This is a genomic window from Natronincola peptidivorans (genome assembly GCF_900111615.1).
Taxonomy (GTDB): Bacteria; Bacillota; Clostridia; order Peptostreptococcales; family Natronincolaceae; genus Natronincola_A; species Natronincola_A peptidivorans.
Window position 1 is genome coordinate 1 of sequence record NZ_FOHU01000037.1, and the last position, 14,471, is coordinate 14,471.

Consider the following 14,471-nt stretch of genomic DNA (forward strand, 5'->3'; position numbering starts at 1 on the left):
AAGCCTATATTTCACAGTGATAGAGGATTTCAATATACAGGTAATATCTTTAGAGATAAAATTCAGAAAGCTGGTATGACTCAAAGTATGTCTAGAGTTGGTAAGTGTATAGATAATGGGCCTATGGAAGGATTTTTTGGTGTTTTGAAAACTGAAATGTTTTATGGCAAAAAGTTTAAAACAATTGAAGAGTTAAAGGGCAAAATAGTTGAATATATTAAATTTTACAACGGAAAAAGATTTCAAAAAAGACTAAGATGCATGGCTCCTTTAGAGTATCGAAACCATGCATCCAAATGTGCATAACTTTTTAATTAAATTACCTGTCTACTTGACAAAGGTCAGTTCAAGGGTCTATTTTTTTATGTGCTTATTTACTTTATTAGTTACTTAGAACAATTGGGAGGATACTACTTTCCTGATTGTTGATTTTATCAATAAATTAGTTTTGATTTTTACTAATCTCTTTATCTATTAGGGGTTATTACTAGGTTGGGATGTCAGAGATTGCGCAGCTTAGAGGATTTCAGTGTGAGTAATGAGAATGGTTTAATTAGTAAATAACCCGTTGTACTTTTACCCTTACCTTATATACATTTCTTCATTTATGTTGTTTAATATAGGCATTGTACCCTTTAGAAAAAATAGGTCCAGTTCATGCAGGGCTCTCGTCATGGCCACATAGAGAAGTTTGATATCCAACTCCTCTTCTTGATAGATTTCCTCTATACTAGTTATTAACACTGCATCAAATTCTAATCCTTTTGCTAAGTGTACTGGAACCAATATAATCCCTGCATCATAGCTCTCTTCTTTTTCATCCAGGATTTTGGTATGGAGCTTTTTATGTTTATCTAAATACTTTTTAATCTCTTTGCATTCTTTCTTGGTCTTACCTATAATGGCTATGGATTTATAGTTGTCTTTAATCTGCTGTAATTTTTCCTGCAGGCCTTCCAATAGTACTTCTTTTTCTGAGAACTCCCTCATCTCAGGTTTATCTCCATGCCTAATAACAGGCTTCGCCAGCACAATTCTAGGATTAGCAAGCTTAAGAATTATTGCATTGGCTAGATTCATGACTTCTATAGTGGTTCTATAGCTTTGCACCAAAGTGATATAGTTACTTTTTCTCTCATAAAAAACCTCGTCCCTTACTTCTTCCCAATTTTGTATCGATCTATAGGAGTGGATACCTTGAGAAATGTCTCCTAATAAGGTAAACATATTGGTTTTTAAGATTTCTTTTAATGTATAAAATTGGAATAAGCTAAAATCTTGAGCTTCATCTATAACGACACTATTCACTTTCAGCTTTTCTTTGAAGCCAAAGATACGATGCTTTATGTATGCTAATGGAGCATAATCCTCTAATTCTATCTTTTTGTTCTCTAATAACACTTTGGCCTGCTGACATAGATAGTCAACGCCTTGGGAGGGTAGACTTATTCCGCCATATTTTTCTATTAAGTCTTCCTGTATCATTAATTCCTTATAGAGCTCAAATAAATCTTTTTTAGGAAATCTTTTAATATAATTGTTTACAAGGGTTTTGGCATCTTTTTTAATAGCCTCAAGCTTTGTATCTCTTTCTTCTATAAGGGGCAGGATTTTTTGTCTCCTTTCCTCTGAAGCCTCCATCCGACATCTTATGTTTTCTATTTCATCGTCATAGGCTGCTTCTGTTTCCTTTAGAAGCTTTTCTTTAAACTCCTTTAATTGATTTCTTAAGGTCTTTTTTAGTTCATCTGTCCGTTTATAGAGGGGGAGATAGTTAAACTCTTGTAATAGCATCCTGTGTATAGCTTCTTTAGAAATAATGATATGTCCATGCAGTGTGAAATCATCCTTAGGCAAATAATCTTTCTCTAGGTCTCTTATATAGTTGTCCAACAGCCTTTTAAAATCCATAGATCCCTTAAAGGCAGCTGCCCATTTTAACCATTCTAATTGATCTTTTTCTGAAGTATTCTTACCATCAATTAAAGTCATTAGTTTATCACTGCCATCCGCCATTTTATATTTATTTCCAATCAATTCCTCTATAAAGTCTATAAAGGTAGTTTGTTTTACATCCTCTACCCCTAATTCAGGCAACACGTCTGAAATATAGTTAATAAAAAGCTTATTAGGAGCGATGATCATAAAATTCTCTGGGTCAAATGTTTTTTCATAGGTGTAGATGAAATAAGCAATTCTATGGAGAGCTATGGTGGTTTTCCCACTCCCTGCAACCCCTTGAACAATTAGTGGTAGATGCATATCTGCACGGATGACACGGTTTTGCTCTGCTTGAATGGTAGAGGCAATATCCTTTAACCGTTCTTCGGCATTAGCTTCTAAAGAAGCCTGCAAAAAGGTGTCAGTAGTGGTGATATCAATATCCATTATGTTTTTTAGCTCTCCCTCCTCAATGGTAAATTGTCTTTTAAGAAGAAGCTCTCCCTCCTGTTTTCCACCTTCTGCCACATAGCTTGTCTCTCCTAAACGCCCCTCATAATAGATATTGGCAATAGGAGAACGCCAGTCTACGATCAAGGGAACTTCTTCCTCTGACCGCATTAGAGAGGTTTTCCCTATATATATCTTGTCTGCCATCTCTCTTTCATGGGGTTTAAAATCGATTCGAGCAAAATAGGGTTTGTCTTGAATCCTTTTTAAATTATCAAAATTTCTATCTGCAATCTCAATAAATTTGGTATTAATCAAAACGCTGATATAGCTTTGACTACTATCTAAATAATCAAGATTTTCCATAGCATCTTTAATGTTTTCTTTATACAGGGATCTGTATTCCTCTGTAGCATCTAATGTCTTCTTGATATAATCTTTCGTATAGTCTAATCGTTCTACTTCTTTCCTGTAGTCTGGATGTTTTTTGACAGACATGCTTTTGCTCCTTTCATAAACCCAATAAATCTTCTATATGATTTCATTCTTTGCGATTAAGCTCTTATCTTCTCTGTTGTCATGTCACTAAAAAGTAGTATATGTATCTACTGCTTTATTGAAATAAATTGAGGATAGATCCTATTAACGCAACCTATCCCTATAACAGCAGCCTATTTTTCTATAATAATTCTTTTGATCCTTTTGTTATTATATTGATTATATTCTAAAGTATAGGATTCATGGTCCATACCAGCTATCACAATGCTATTAATTCCCTTTGTTCTTAATCTATCGATAATTTGTTTGCGAGTTTCAGCAGTTTCTTTGTTTTTTTCCCTTTTAAAGAACATCCTATAGGAAATGTTCACCCATGCTTGTAATAAGTCCTCTATTGAAAGCTGATCATTAATTTCTATCATTTTTCTTCTTCCTTTATAATAATTAGATAGCAACCTGTTATTATGAAGGAAGATATCCGTTAGATTCTTTCGCCTCTTTTTTGTTTCTCTATGAATTCTACCAGATCGCTTCTCTTCACCCGCCAATGACGTCCAATTTTAAATCCTGGTATTTTCCCCTGCTGTACAAATTTATAAGTGGTAACCTCACTAATTTTTAAGTACTGTGCCACTTCTGTAATGGTCATTATCTCATCTTCTCTATCGATATTCCCCGTCATATTACCCTTCCTTTCATCAAATGGGTCTATCCATCTTAGCAACCTTTGATTTTAACTGATAAGCAAAATATTCGGTACGATATATAAGCTCATTAATGATTTCCGTTTCCTGCTCTTTATTCATTTCTTTCTCTCTTTCAAATTCCTCTTTTATTTGTTTTAATAATGCAAGATTATTCTGATAGCATCCGATCATTTCTTCCATATCTTTTTGTATCATATCATAAAAGTTCTTTTCGTTAACTTTCTTTTTTTTCCTTTTGGTTGAATAACTCCTTCATTGACAACCTCCTTTGTAACTTTTTTCATGCACACCTTTTTCCTTAATAGTATACACAAATAATTATAGATAAACAAGTTTAAAATTAAATAGAATTGATTAAAATATATTTATTTGTTATAATACTAACTGATTATAAATGGTTATAATTAAAATAAATAAAGGTAGAAAATTGAAGGAAAATGAAGAAATAAAAGGAATTATACATAGGTAACAATAAATTTAAAATAGAAAAATGGAGTGATTTATATGGTAAAAACCTTTGAAACAGAACTGGGAGGAAAACCTTTGGTAGTAGAGATTGGTAAAGAAGCAAGGCTTGCTGAAGGATCATGTAGGATTACATATGGGGATACGGTAGTTTTGGTTACTGCTTGTGCATCCTCAGCCCCTAAAGAAGGACTTGATTTTTTACCCTTAAGCTGTGATTATGAAGAAAAACTATATGCTGCTGGTAAAATACCAGGTGGTTTTATAAAAAGAGAGGGTAGACCTAGTGAAAAAGCGGTATTAACCTCTAGATTAATAGATAGACATATTAGACCCTTATTTCCCAAGGGATATCATCACGAAATCCAGGTAATTGCTACTGTATTATCAGTGGATAAAGATTGTCCACCAGATATTGCAGCCATGATCGGCTCTTCCATTGCCCTATCCATCTCTCCGATTCCCTTTATGGGCCCAACGGCTTCAGTACTCATTGGCATGATTGACGACAAATACATTGTGAATCCCACCAGTCAGCAAAAAGAAAACAGCCAATTAGAATTGGTAGTTTCTGGAACGAAGGATGCTGTTAACATGATTGAGGCAGGTGCTAATGAATTAACAGAAGACCAAATACTGGACGGTATTATGTTTGCTCATGAGGAGATTAAAGAAATAGTAGCCTTCATAGAAACAATTGTATCAGAGGTGGGACAACCTAAAACTGAAGTAGTTGCTAAAGAAACAGATTCAACACTCCTAACTGAGGTTACCTCTTTCTTAGGGGCTAAATTGGTGGATGCCATTAAAACAGTGGATAAAGCAAAGAGAAATGAAAATATCGATGCTATTAAGGCTGAAGCTATCGCATATTTTGAAGAAAGGTTTGAGGACTCCTCCAAGGAGGTTCAAAATATTCTTGCAAAGCTTATTAAAGAAGAAACACGGAAAATGATTGCTGCTGATGGTATTCGCCCAGATCATCGTAAGCTTGATGAAATTAGACCTATATCCAGCCAAGTAGGAATTTTACCTAGAACCCATGGTACAGGCCTCTTTACAAGAGGGGAAACCCAGGTTTTGACTGTGACTACCCTAGGGGACCTAAGAGATGCCCAACGAATAGATGGTATCGGTGAAGAAGAAGAAAAGAGATATATGCATCAATATAACTTCCCTCCTTACAGTGTTGGAGAGGTACGATTTTTGAGGGGGCCAGGCAGGAGAGAGATTGGTCATGGTGCATTGGTTGAAAGAGCACTTTTCCCAATGATACCTAGTAAAGAGGATTTTCCCTATTCCATTCGAGTGGTATCAGAGGTTCTTAGCTGCAACGGTTCTTCTTCACAAGCAAGTGTTTGTGGCAGTACGCTTTCTCTAATGGATGCTGGCGTTCCAATAAAAAGCATGGTAGCTGGCATTGCTATGGGACTTATTAAAGAGGGGGATCAGATTTCTATTTTATCTGATATCCAAGGAATGGAGGATGCCCTAGGAGATATGGACTTAAAGGTAGCAGGTACTGAGGAGGGTATCACCGCCATGCAAATGGATATTAAGATAGCAGGGATAGATCGAGGCATTATGGAATCTGCCCTTCAACAAGCTAGAACTGGTAGACTACATATTTTAGATAAAATGAAGGAAACCATCACCAGCCCTAGAGCTGAATTATCTCCCTATGCACCAAAGATTACTAAGTTCAAAGTGCATCCTGACAAAATAAAAGAGGTTATTGGTACAGGTGGTAAGGTCATTAATAATATTATTAATGTTACTGGCGTCAAAATCAATATAGAAGATGATGGAACCATTTTCATAGCTTCACCAGACCAAGCATCTGCTGAGAAAGCATTAGCAATGATTGAAACTATCGTAAAGGACCCTGTTGTGGGTGAGGTTTATACAGGGAAAGTTATAAAAATCATGAATTTTGGTGCCTTTGTAGAAATTCTACCTGGGAAAGAAGGAATGGTTCATATTTCTAATCTTGCCCATGAAAGAGTAGCTAAGGTTGAGGACATCCTTGCTGAAGGTGACCTAGTTGAAGTAAAGGTAATGGAAATTAACCCCCAAGGGAAAATTGGTCTATCTCGAAAGGCACTATTGCCAAAACCACAAAAAACAAATGAAAAGAAGAACAATTAGCTTCTTATCTCTTCTCATACTATAGAGCTTAACCTTTAGGGCCATCATGAATCAATCTGTTATTCGTGATGGTTTTATCTAATCTCACTATATATATCATATATCCTTCATTATGATAGTAAATCTTTCCTATAAACATACTGATCTATTAAACTAAATAGATTTTTTGTGGTATAATTTGAAGTAATCTACATAAACCTTCATCAATAATAGCCTCTAATTCTTCTTCAGCTTTATGTCTAATATCATTATATTGGTAACTATCATCAAAGGTTTCAAGGATTTTTATTAGGGTGTTTTTAAACATATGTTTATTATCCTCATTTTCTAATACAAGACTCTGAGGAAAATAATCTCTAATTTCGCTATTTTTTATAAAACTAGTTACTATGAAAGTTATGATAGGAAGTCTAAAATAATCTACATTCATAGCATCAAGATTATATTTCTTACAGACAGTAATGAAAGATTCATCAAACTCCATCAGGATGGTATCTAATTCATCCTCCAGACCTCTATTTAGTAATTGGTATATATTTACAATTAGTTTTCTTTGTTTGGAGACTTTATAGTCTCTCAGGTGGATAATACGTGCCATTTATCTGCCTCCTACAGCTTCTTTTTAATAAGGAGTATTTGCATATTGTTTTGATTGTATTCAGATAATATGTAATGTATTGCTGTATTAACTATCTTATTAAGGACGGTGCTTTATGGAAGATCAGGTTCGCTATCAGGAAGCAAAAAAAGTATCTATCGTTGGTCTAGTGACAAATGTTTTTTTAACTATTATAAAAGCAATTATTGGTATCATAGCGGGAAGTACCGCATTAGTAGCAGATGCTTTTCACTCTGCTTCTGACCTCTTTGGGACAATCATTCTACTTCAAGGATTGAAAATAGCTCATAAGCCCCCTGATGCATCTCACCCCTATGGCCATCATCGAGCTGAAACTATAACCTCAAAGATTTTAGCTATTATCCTGATTGTTACAGCATTGGGTATTGGCTATGAATCCTATAGTATTCTACGTCAACCAGTGATTACTCCACCAGAGTTTAAGGCTATCTACATAGCTGGTATCTCTATCCTTTTAAAAGAGTGGCTTTATCATTATACCGTAAGGGTTGGAAAGAAAATAAAAAGTACTGCTGTTATTGCTGACGCATGGCATCATCGTACTGATGCTTTTTCTTCTGTAGCAGCCTTAATCGGTATTACCGGTGCAGTCCTTGGCTTTCCCATGATGGACCCTCTTGCTGGATTGTTTGTATCCATTCTTATACTTAAAACTGGGATTTCTATCTATAAGCAGGCCATCATGGCTTTAATGGACACAGCTCCCCCGAAGGAGGTCGTAGAGGATATTAGAGTAGCAGCTTTTGAAGCAAAAGGTATAAAAGAAGTGCAGGAGATAAAGATGCGACAATATGGGTCAAAGTTCATTGTGGATATGAAGGTATGTGTAAATCCTACCATTACCGTGGAGGAAGGGCATGGAGCCGCCGCTAGAGCAAAGAAAAATATCATGGAATCCAGCTATGATATTCAAGATGTTCTTATCCATGTAAACCCCTGCAGACAGCCACAGGAAGAAAATTGTCATCATTGTGATTATAAATATAAAGGCTAAGATTGAATTGAGAGGAAAAACATGTTACGATTGGACTAGAAAAAAGGAAAAGGGGGCTCTGCTATGGATTTTAAACAATTAGAATCATTTGTAGCTATTGCCAAGTATAAGAGCTTTTCTAAAGCTGCTGATAGTTTATTTCTAACCCAGCCAACCATCAGTAGTCATATAATAAACCTAGAAAAAGAATTGAATACAACTTTAATCAACCGAGTAAATAAAAAAATCTCCCTTACCCACGCTGGAGAGATTTTATATGATTATGCCGTTAATATTATCAACCTAAAGGATCATGCTAAATTTAAACTAGGGGAATTTAAAGGGAAAATAATTGGTAGTATAGAAATTGCCTGCAGTACCATCCCAGAGCAATATATTATCCCGGATATAATAAGTCAGTTTCATCAGCTTTATCCAGATGTCCACTTTAATATGATGCATTATGATTCTGAACAAGTGGTAGAAGGAATCCTCTCTGGTGATGTGGATTTTGGCATGGTGGGAGCCAAACTACCTCATAATCAACTTACCTACATGGAATTAACCCATGATGAAATTGTGTTGGTAACCCCTAATACTGAACCCTATACTTCCTTTGATTCAACCATAAACCTAGAAAGTATTTTGGACAAAGTATTTATTTTTAGAGAAAAAGGATCAGGTACACGAGCCCTATTAGAATCCACCTTAGAAAATCATTTCAATACTTCTGCTAATGATTTAAATATTGTGGCATATATTGAGAACACTGAAGCAATTAAACAGTGTGTTCGAAAAGGTTTAGGTATATCCTTTTTATCAAAGCGAGCAGTAGAGGAGGAAGCAAGGTTCAACTTGTTAAAAACCTTTAAAATAAGAGAGTTGGATCTACAACGTAAATTTTACTTGGTTTGCCATAAATATCGTTCTCCTTCACCTTTAGAAACAGCCTTTCAAAAATTTGTCCATCAGTACTTTTTATTAGATACAGTCACCGACGACTAAAATGTCCTAGTATATCCAAGATGTAGAAATCCCAGCTGCCTAATGTATGTGGTCTATCATACATCATGCTGCTGGGTTTGTAGTTTAAAAGCAAACTAACAATCCTCCTATTCCTGCATGAGTGCCAATCACTGGACCCATGGTAGTAACCATTACTTCTGCTGGATTAAACTTCTTAATAATTTCTTCTTTCAACTTCATGGCATCCTCTAAACAGTCACAATGGGTAATACCTATTATTCTATCCTCAAAACTGATATTCTTTTCCTCCATCATGGTAATTAAAGATTTCATAGCTTTCTTCTTTCCTCTAACCGTCTTAAGCACTCGGACATATCCCTCTTCCACATGAACAATTGGCTTTAGGTTAAATAAATTTGCCACTACTTCTTTCGTTTTCGTTACTCTACCACCCTTAACTGCATTCTCTAAGCTTTCTAAATACACCACTACCTTGATCTCTTCTCTATATTCCTCAAGCTTTTCGATAATCTTATCTACCTTACAGCCTTCTTTTGCTAATTGAGCCGCCTTTAATACCTGCATACCCAAACCTAATGATCCGTTAAGAGAATCAAAAATCTCTATATTTCCCCCTATCATGTTCTTTGCAACCATAGCACCATCCTGCGTTCCACTTAGCTTAGAGGAAAGATGGATGCTAAGAACTTCTCCATATTTTTGTAGACCTTCTTTGAAAGCATCTAAGAAGCTCTGAGTAGATGGCTGTGCTGTTTTCGGTATGCCACTTGATTTCTGCATTTTTTCATAAAAGGCATGATGGCTTAATTCAATGCCATCAACATAATTTTTGCCATCTATTTCTATATTTAATGGTACTACCACTATGTTATAGGCTTCCAGTAATTCTTTTGGAATATCACAGGAACTATCGGTGATAATTTGCATTTCCTTATGCCTCCTCTTGATAGATTTATAAAAATAATGAATACTACCCTATTAATATACCTTTAAATTTTCTTAATATTATGTTTGTATGCATAAATAGCTGCCTGGGTTCTATCATTTACATGAATCTTTTTAAATATATTGGATACATGATTCTTAACAGTTTTCTCGCTAATAAATAAATTAAAGGCTATTTCTTTATTATTGAGTCCTTCAGCAATTAAGGTCAATACCTCATATTCTCTCCTAGTTAGTCTCAAATCTTCATCTTCTTTGACACCTCTATTATTAAATTCCTTTACTAAATCTGTTGCTATACTAGGATGAATGTATGAATTTCCATTATTTACATCTCTAATAGCTTTAATTAAGCTGTCACTTTCAGCATCCTTCAACACATAACCATTAGCTCCTAAATTGATGGTTTCAAATAAGTATTCTTTGTCCTCATGAAAAGTAAGCATAATGATTTTTATGGTATTGTTCATATCCTTCAACCTTCTTAATGTATGAATACCATTTAATTTTGGCATATTAATATCCAGCAATACAATATCAGGGTTTAATTCTTGCACCTTAGAAATAGCTTCTTCTCCGTCCCCTGCTTGTCCTATCACCTCTATATCCTTTTCTAGCTCAATAATTTGCTTCAAACCTTGTCTTACTAATGAATGATCATCTACCAACAAAATCTTAATTTTTTTCATACAAAACTCCCCCCATCATATTTTTAATCTTCTCTTGGAATATTAACTAAAATTGTTGTGCCTTTTTTTATTTCACTTTCTATTTTCAGGTTGCCGTTTAATAATTCTACTCTTTCTTTAATGTTTAACAACCCAAATCCACCGTCTTCTTTTTCTTGAAGCTTAATTTCTTCTAGGTTAAAGCCTACACCATCATCTTTAATACTTATACCAATGCTTTTTTTGTTCATCTCTATCCTTATTGCTACAGAAAATGCATTGGCGTGTTTCCTGATGTTATTTAAGGCTTCTTGAACAATTCTGAAGATAGACAAACTTTTAATAGAATCTTCTAAAGGTATTTCAGATAGAATTACAAAATCTACAACTATATTCGTTTCATTTTGAAACTTCTCAACGTATCGTTGTAAGGCTGTAATAAAACCCAAATCATCTATAGACATAGGTCTTAAATTATAAATTATCTTTCTTATATCCTTGATACTTTCTCTTGTACATTTTTTTAACTCTTTTAATTCCTTCTTGCTTTTTTGTAGATCTACCTCTAAAAGCTTTTCACATATCTCTGCTTTAATCACTAGATTCGCTAAAGATTGTGCAGGTCCATCATGGATATCCCTGGCAACCCTTTTCCGTTCCTCCTCCTGTGCATGAATTATTTTACGACCTAAAAAATGCCTATGCTTTATATCCTCAAGGGTATTATTAAGATCTTGAAGGTTGCCCCCTAAAAACTCCTGTACGATGCCTATTCTAGATGAAAGGGTATCTGCTTTTTCTAAGGTTTTCTCAGTATTTTTTAATCTTACTTCTGTTTCAGTTCTTTTCTTAATCAATTCCTTTTCCTGTTGTCTTTTCAATATTAGCTGGATTTGCAATGCATTTGCCTTTTCGTAAGCCTCTTTTATATCTTTTTCCTTATACTTTTCGAAATCTCTGCTAACTTTTAGTAACTCTCTTCTACTATTTTTTTCTAATTTTTCTAAAACATCTACTTCTTTAATTAAGATGAGAACATTCTCTTTTATAGCTTCCAATTGTATCTTTAATTCATTGCATTCCTTACGAATATTTTCTGTAATATCCAAAACCTCTGACTTACTTTCCTCTATAGCATTTAATACTTTAGAAAAGATTTCATTCATCTTTCCAGCATTTAAAAGATCATTATTCATCCCTTTACTTCACCTCTACTTCTCTTGATACTACTAGCTATTATTTCTACAAAAGATGACATTTTTCCTTTGTTTTTAACAATAATCTTTTGAAATTTCATGGGAAAATATATCCATTTTAAATAAATAGGTATAATTACCCTGAAAAAAGTATGTGCTTTGAATAAAAAGCACAGCATCGTTACCTACAACGATGCTGTGCTTTAATGTATTAAAATAGTTAAATCCTATCTATTTAATTGATAATCACTCAAGAGCCATTTGTCATTTATCTTTTCCATTATAACAATATATTCTACTTCCTCACGATGTAATTCTTCGTAGGCTTCTACTACCCAAAATATCTCTACTAAATAGGTTCTGTTACTGCCTTCCATTTCTATAGACTGGCACCTTTCAATGCTAACATCTCTGATAATCTCATAAGAGGTGGGGTTTTTTAACAGATCTTCAAATGCATTCATATCAAAGCTTAATAAAGGTTCTGTTGTATATTCCATTAATTGTTTTTTTATAGACTGTAGATCTTTATCCCCCTTCATCATAAATTCATTCCATATCTGTACCCTTTCTTCAAAAACCTCCTGTAAATATTGACCTATTGCTTCATCTTCTATCTCCTGGTTTTTAAATGAAGCAAATATAATGTTTTCATGCCCTATAGCTAAAATCACTAGAAAAAATAATACTACAATCTTTTTCAAAATTTAACCCTCCTTCTTTTGTATGATTCATAATCATTATAAAGAAAAAGGGTTAAAAATTTTAGTTTATTTTGCTACTTAAATCAAAATATTTTCAACATATAGTGTCATTTTTCTGTTTTATTAGTTTTTTGCACAATATGTTGTGGTTTCTTGAAGACGGTGTAGATATTAATCTACTATCTCAATAGAATCAAGTTGTTGTCTAAAAGATTTTCTAAACACTTCCATATATTCTCTTCTTAGACTTTCTTGCTCTTTTTTTTCTTCTGACGTCAACTCTCTAGTCTTTGACAGTTTTGCTAGTTGATTAATTTTTTCTATCTTTTCTTTTGGTAACATATAAACATCTCCTTAAAGTCTTATGCTAACAATAATATACCACAAACGTCATTTTAAATAAACCCTTTTACTCTTCTATTTCTTTTTCTTCTTCCTTTGCAGACGCTTCATCCATCATACACAATAGTTCCTTCTTTCTTTCAATATTTTGTGAAGGATCTGAAGGTTCTTCTGTTGTCTGGCTATCTTTGGTATCACCTACTTCATTGTTATTCATGCTGCTGCTGACAGCTTTTGCAATCTGCATCATTTTCATTAGGGATTCCCTTTGTTGTGGTTCTATGTGAGGTGCAATAATTTCTAGAAGATCATTTTCATTAAGTGAGCCCTTATTATCCAGAGATCGAATTACTTTAAACATACTAGTGATTTTTTTAATATCTTTGGTTTTTTCTTTCATTTCTCCTTCTAATAAGGGGTCAATAGCATCAATAAGTTTTTCAATATTATTAATACTGATACCTTCTTGTGATAAATTATGTAGCTCTCGCATTTGTTTTTCAATATTTCTAGCTTTGATATCTAATTCTATAGCTGTATTTATGATATCCCGATCTTCTTCCTTCATATGTGCGCTAAGGTCCATTAACATATTTCTTTTTCTATCCTCTAAGCTTAAGGATTGATATTGCACTTCAGCACTTTGCAACTGGGGTCCTTCCAAAAGTGATTTTACTCTGCTTATTATTTCTAGAATCACTTCTGCTCTATGGACGATATATTGCTCTTCAGCCTTCATATATCCTTTAATTCTATTTAGGAGCCTAGATTTTTTCTGCAATTCTATCTCACTAATTTCTTTTAAATTAAACTTATTTGTAGGCTTTTTATTAGAAGCTAGCAAAAAAAATAAGAACATAATCCCCACAAGCTTTATTTGGCTGTCATTAATAGTGATATTAAAACCGGTTTTACTACTCTCCTTTTCCATCATTTCCCTCCTTTAGATAAAGCTTTTATTACTAAATATATTCATTCTTTATAAAATTATTAAAGGTTTCTAAGCTTAAAGAAATTACTAATATTTTGTGGCAAAAAAAAATCTATTGCATAACTTATATAGATAGTAAAAATTACTACTGAGTTGTTTTTATTTATATTATTTTTTCAGGAGGGAGAATAAATGGATCCAAAGAAGCTAAATGAACTTATGGAAGCTGCTAAACAAGGGGATTACTCTAAGTTAGAGGAAGTTAAGGATATGGTCTCAGATGAAGATTATAAAAAAGCTATGAAGATTTTTAATGAATACAGTCAAAAATCAGAAGAGGAAATACTAAAGGAATTAGGGCGTTTAAAAAAGATTGTACCAAATCAGCAAGAAATGATTGAAAAAATGATACCTTTCTTAGATGAAGAGCAAAAAGCAAAGCTTGACAGAATACTTGAAATATTAGACGATTATTAGAAAAATCTAAAGCTCTAGAATTATTTCAACTTTGTAGAATTATAGCCATAAAGAACCCAGCTGCCTCACGGTGAAAATACTGATATGCTCCCCTATAGGTAGACAGATTAAATAAAAAAATCTGCTACTGAAAGGGGAGTATTTTTAATGTCAAAGAGAGTTAAGTATACCGCAGAGGAAAAATTTCAAATAATACAGGAGTATCAGGAGGGATTAGGTACCCTTAAAGATATTGCATCTAGATATAACATCTATAGAAATACAATTACACAGTGGATATATAAGTTCGATAGGTATGGAACAGAAGGTTTAGTTGAGTCCTCTACTTGGAGAAACTACTCTCGTCAATTAAAGGAAGATGCTATACGGGATTACCTATCAGGAGAGTTACAGCTAAAA

The 14,471-nt window shown here is 33.7% G+C and carries 17 protein-coding genes; 6 read left to right on the forward strand and 11 right to left on the reverse strand.

Annotated elements, in window-relative coordinates:
- On the forward strand, positions 1-306 hold a 306-nt coding region (locus tag BMX10_RS17260; protein ID WP_139176498.1), incomplete at its 5' end, for an IS3 family transposase.
- 276 nt (positions 307-582) lie between these two features.
- Here BMX10_RS17260 and helD read toward each other — a convergent pair.
- The 4 genes from helD to BMX10_RS17280 all read right to left on the reverse strand — a co-directional run bounded on the left by helD (position 583) and on the right by BMX10_RS17280 (position 3,791).
- Entirely contained in the window at positions 583-2,889 is a 2,307-nt protein-coding gene (gene helD / locus BMX10_RS17265) for an RNA polymerase recycling motor HelD (RefSeq protein WP_090446978.1), read from the reverse strand.
- Positions 2,890-3,062: 173 nt separating this feature from the next.
- Positions 3,063-3,311 (reverse strand): hypothetical protein, encoded by a 249-nt coding sequence (locus BMX10_RS17270; RefSeq protein ID WP_090446980.1) that lies wholly within the window; start codon positions 3,309-3,311, stop codon positions 3,063-3,065.
- Positions 3,312-3,370: 59 nt separating this feature from the next.
- Positions 3,371-3,571, reverse strand: coding sequence for a helix-turn-helix domain-containing protein (locus tag BMX10_RS17275; protein ID WP_170834883.1), 201 nt, complete (start codon positions 3,569-3,571; stop codon positions 3,371-3,373).
- A 16-nt stretch (positions 3,572-3,587) separates the two neighbouring features.
- Positions 3,588-3,791 carry a hypothetical protein gene (locus tag BMX10_RS17280; RefSeq protein ID WP_090446982.1) on the reverse strand — a complete coding sequence of 68 codons (204 nt, stop codon included), beginning with the start codon at positions 3,789-3,791 and terminating at the stop codon, positions 3,588-3,590.
- A 309-nt stretch (positions 3,792-4,100) separates the two neighbouring features.
- Here BMX10_RS17280 and BMX10_RS17285 point away from each other — a divergent pair, with 309 nt between their 5' ends.
- Positions 4,101-6,209, forward strand: coding sequence for a polyribonucleotide nucleotidyltransferase (locus BMX10_RS17285; RefSeq protein ID WP_090446984.1), 2,109 nt, complete (start codon positions 4,101-4,103; stop codon positions 6,207-6,209).
- A gap of 148 nt (positions 6,210-6,357) precedes the next feature.
- Here the strand turns inward: BMX10_RS17285 and BMX10_RS17290 are convergent, their stop codons facing one another.
- The gene (locus BMX10_RS17290) at positions 6,358-6,807 is read right to left on the reverse strand and encodes a hypothetical protein (protein ID WP_090446986.1); all 450 of its coding nucleotides are present in this window, start codon (positions 6,805-6,807) and stop codon (positions 6,358-6,360) included.
- A gap of 115 nt (positions 6,808-6,922) precedes the next feature.
- On the opposite strand from BMX10_RS17290, the gene BMX10_RS17295 reads away from it, so the two are divergent.
- Positions 6,923-7,843: a cation diffusion facilitator family transporter gene (locus BMX10_RS17295; RefSeq protein ID WP_090446988.1), complete on the forward strand. Its 921-nt coding sequence runs from the start codon at positions 6,923-6,925 to the stop codon at positions 7,841-7,843.
- A 63-nt stretch (positions 7,844-7,906) separates the two neighbouring features.
- Positions 7,907-8,827 (forward strand): selenium metabolism-associated LysR family transcriptional regulator, encoded by a 921-nt coding sequence (locus BMX10_RS17300; RefSeq protein WP_090446991.1) that lies wholly within the window; start codon positions 7,907-7,909, stop codon positions 8,825-8,827.
- Between the two features lie 84 nt (positions 8,828-8,911).
- On the opposite strand, the gene BMX10_RS17305 is transcribed toward BMX10_RS17300, so the two are convergent.
- From BMX10_RS17305 to BMX10_RS17330, 6 genes are all read right to left on the reverse strand, one after another.
- Positions 8,912-9,736, reverse strand: a complete 825-nt coding sequence (locus BMX10_RS17305; protein ID WP_090446993.1) for a DegV family protein — start codon at positions 9,734-9,736, stop codon at positions 8,912-8,914.
- A gap of 62 nt (positions 9,737-9,798) precedes the next feature.
- Entirely contained in the window at positions 9,799-10,443 is a 645-nt protein-coding gene (locus tag BMX10_RS17310; RefSeq protein ID WP_090446995.1) for a response regulator, read from the reverse strand.
- Positions 10,444-10,466: 23 nt separating this feature from the next.
- Complete coding sequence (locus BMX10_RS17315; protein WP_090446997.1) at positions 10,467-11,618, reverse strand: sensor histidine kinase; 1,152 nt, start codon at positions 11,616-11,618, stop codon at positions 10,467-10,469.
- 227 nt (positions 11,619-11,845) lie between these two features.
- Positions 11,846-12,322, reverse strand: coding sequence for a hypothetical protein (locus BMX10_RS17320; RefSeq protein WP_090446998.1), 477 nt, complete (start codon positions 12,320-12,322; stop codon positions 11,846-11,848).
- Between the two features lie 171 nt (positions 12,323-12,493).
- The gene (locus BMX10_RS17325; RefSeq protein WP_090447000.1) at positions 12,494-12,664 is read right to left on the reverse strand and encodes a DUF896 domain-containing protein; all 171 of its coding nucleotides are present in this window, start codon (positions 12,662-12,664) and stop codon (positions 12,494-12,496) included.
- A 67-nt stretch (positions 12,665-12,731) separates the two neighbouring features.
- Positions 12,732-13,595: a hypothetical protein gene (locus BMX10_RS17330; protein WP_090447002.1), complete on the reverse strand. Its 864-nt coding sequence runs from the start codon at positions 13,593-13,595 to the stop codon at positions 12,732-12,734.
- A gap of 192 nt (positions 13,596-13,787) precedes the next feature.
- On the opposite strand from BMX10_RS17330, the gene BMX10_RS17335 reads away from it, so the two are divergent.
- Both BMX10_RS17335 and BMX10_RS17340 read left to right on the forward strand, forming a co-directional pair.
- Positions 13,788-14,072 (forward strand): hypothetical protein, encoded by a 285-nt coding sequence (locus BMX10_RS17335; RefSeq protein WP_090447004.1) that lies wholly within the window; start codon positions 13,788-13,790, stop codon positions 14,070-14,072.
- A gap of 147 nt (positions 14,073-14,219) precedes the next feature.
- Positions 14,220-14,471: transposase (locus BMX10_RS17340; RefSeq protein ID WP_139176488.1), on the forward strand; the 252-nt coding region annotated here is incomplete at its 3' end.

What these genes read in the sequence shown, in the direction of transcription:
- helD (WP_090446978.1), bottom strand. Translation starts at nt 2,889, where the DNA reads ATGTCTGTCAAAAAACATCCAGACTACAGGAAAGAAGTAGAACGATTA.
- BMX10_RS17270 (WP_090446980.1), bottom strand. Translation starts at nt 3,311, where the DNA reads ATGATAGAAATTAATGATCAGCTTTCAATAGAGGACTTATTACAAGCA.
- BMX10_RS17275 (WP_170834883.1), bottom strand. Translation starts at nt 3,571, where the DNA reads ATGACGGGGAATATCGATAGAGAAGATGAGATAATGACCATTACAGAA.
- BMX10_RS17280 (WP_090446982.1), bottom strand. Translation starts at nt 3,791, where the DNA reads ATGATACAAAAAGATATGGAAGAAATGATCGGATGCTATCAGAATAAT.
- BMX10_RS17285 (WP_090446984.1), top strand. Translation starts at nt 4,101, where the DNA reads ATGGTAAAAACCTTTGAAACAGAACTGGGAGGAAAACCTTTGGTAGTA.
- BMX10_RS17290 (WP_090446986.1), bottom strand. Translation starts at nt 6,807, where the DNA reads ATGGCACGTATTATCCACCTGAGAGACTATAAAGTCTCCAAACAAAGA.
- BMX10_RS17295 (WP_090446988.1), top strand. Translation starts at nt 6,923, where the DNA reads ATGGAAGATCAGGTTCGCTATCAGGAAGCAAAAAAAGTATCTATCGTT.
- BMX10_RS17300 (WP_090446991.1), top strand. Translation starts at nt 7,907, where the DNA reads ATGGATTTTAAACAATTAGAATCATTTGTAGCTATTGCCAAGTATAAG.
- BMX10_RS17305 (WP_090446993.1), bottom strand. Translation starts at nt 9,736, where the DNA reads ATGCAAATTATCACCGATAGTTCCTGTGATATTCCAAAAGAATTACTG.
- BMX10_RS17310 (WP_090446995.1), bottom strand. Translation starts at nt 10,443, where the DNA reads ATGAAAAAAATTAAGATTTTGTTGGTAGATGATCATTCATTAGTAAGA.
- BMX10_RS17315 (WP_090446997.1), bottom strand. Translation starts at nt 11,618, where the DNA reads ATGAATAATGATCTTTTAAATGCTGGAAAGATGAATGAAATCTTTTCT.
- BMX10_RS17325 (WP_090447000.1), bottom strand. Translation starts at nt 12,664, where the DNA reads ATGTTACCAAAAGAAAAGATAGAAAAAATTAATCAACTAGCAAAACTG.
- BMX10_RS17330 (WP_090447002.1), bottom strand. Translation starts at nt 13,595, where the DNA reads ATGGAAAAGGAGAGTAGTAAAACCGGTTTTAATATCACTATTAATGAC.
- BMX10_RS17335 (WP_090447004.1), top strand. Translation starts at nt 13,788, where the DNA reads ATGGATCCAAAGAAGCTAAATGAACTTATGGAAGCTGCTAAACAAGGG.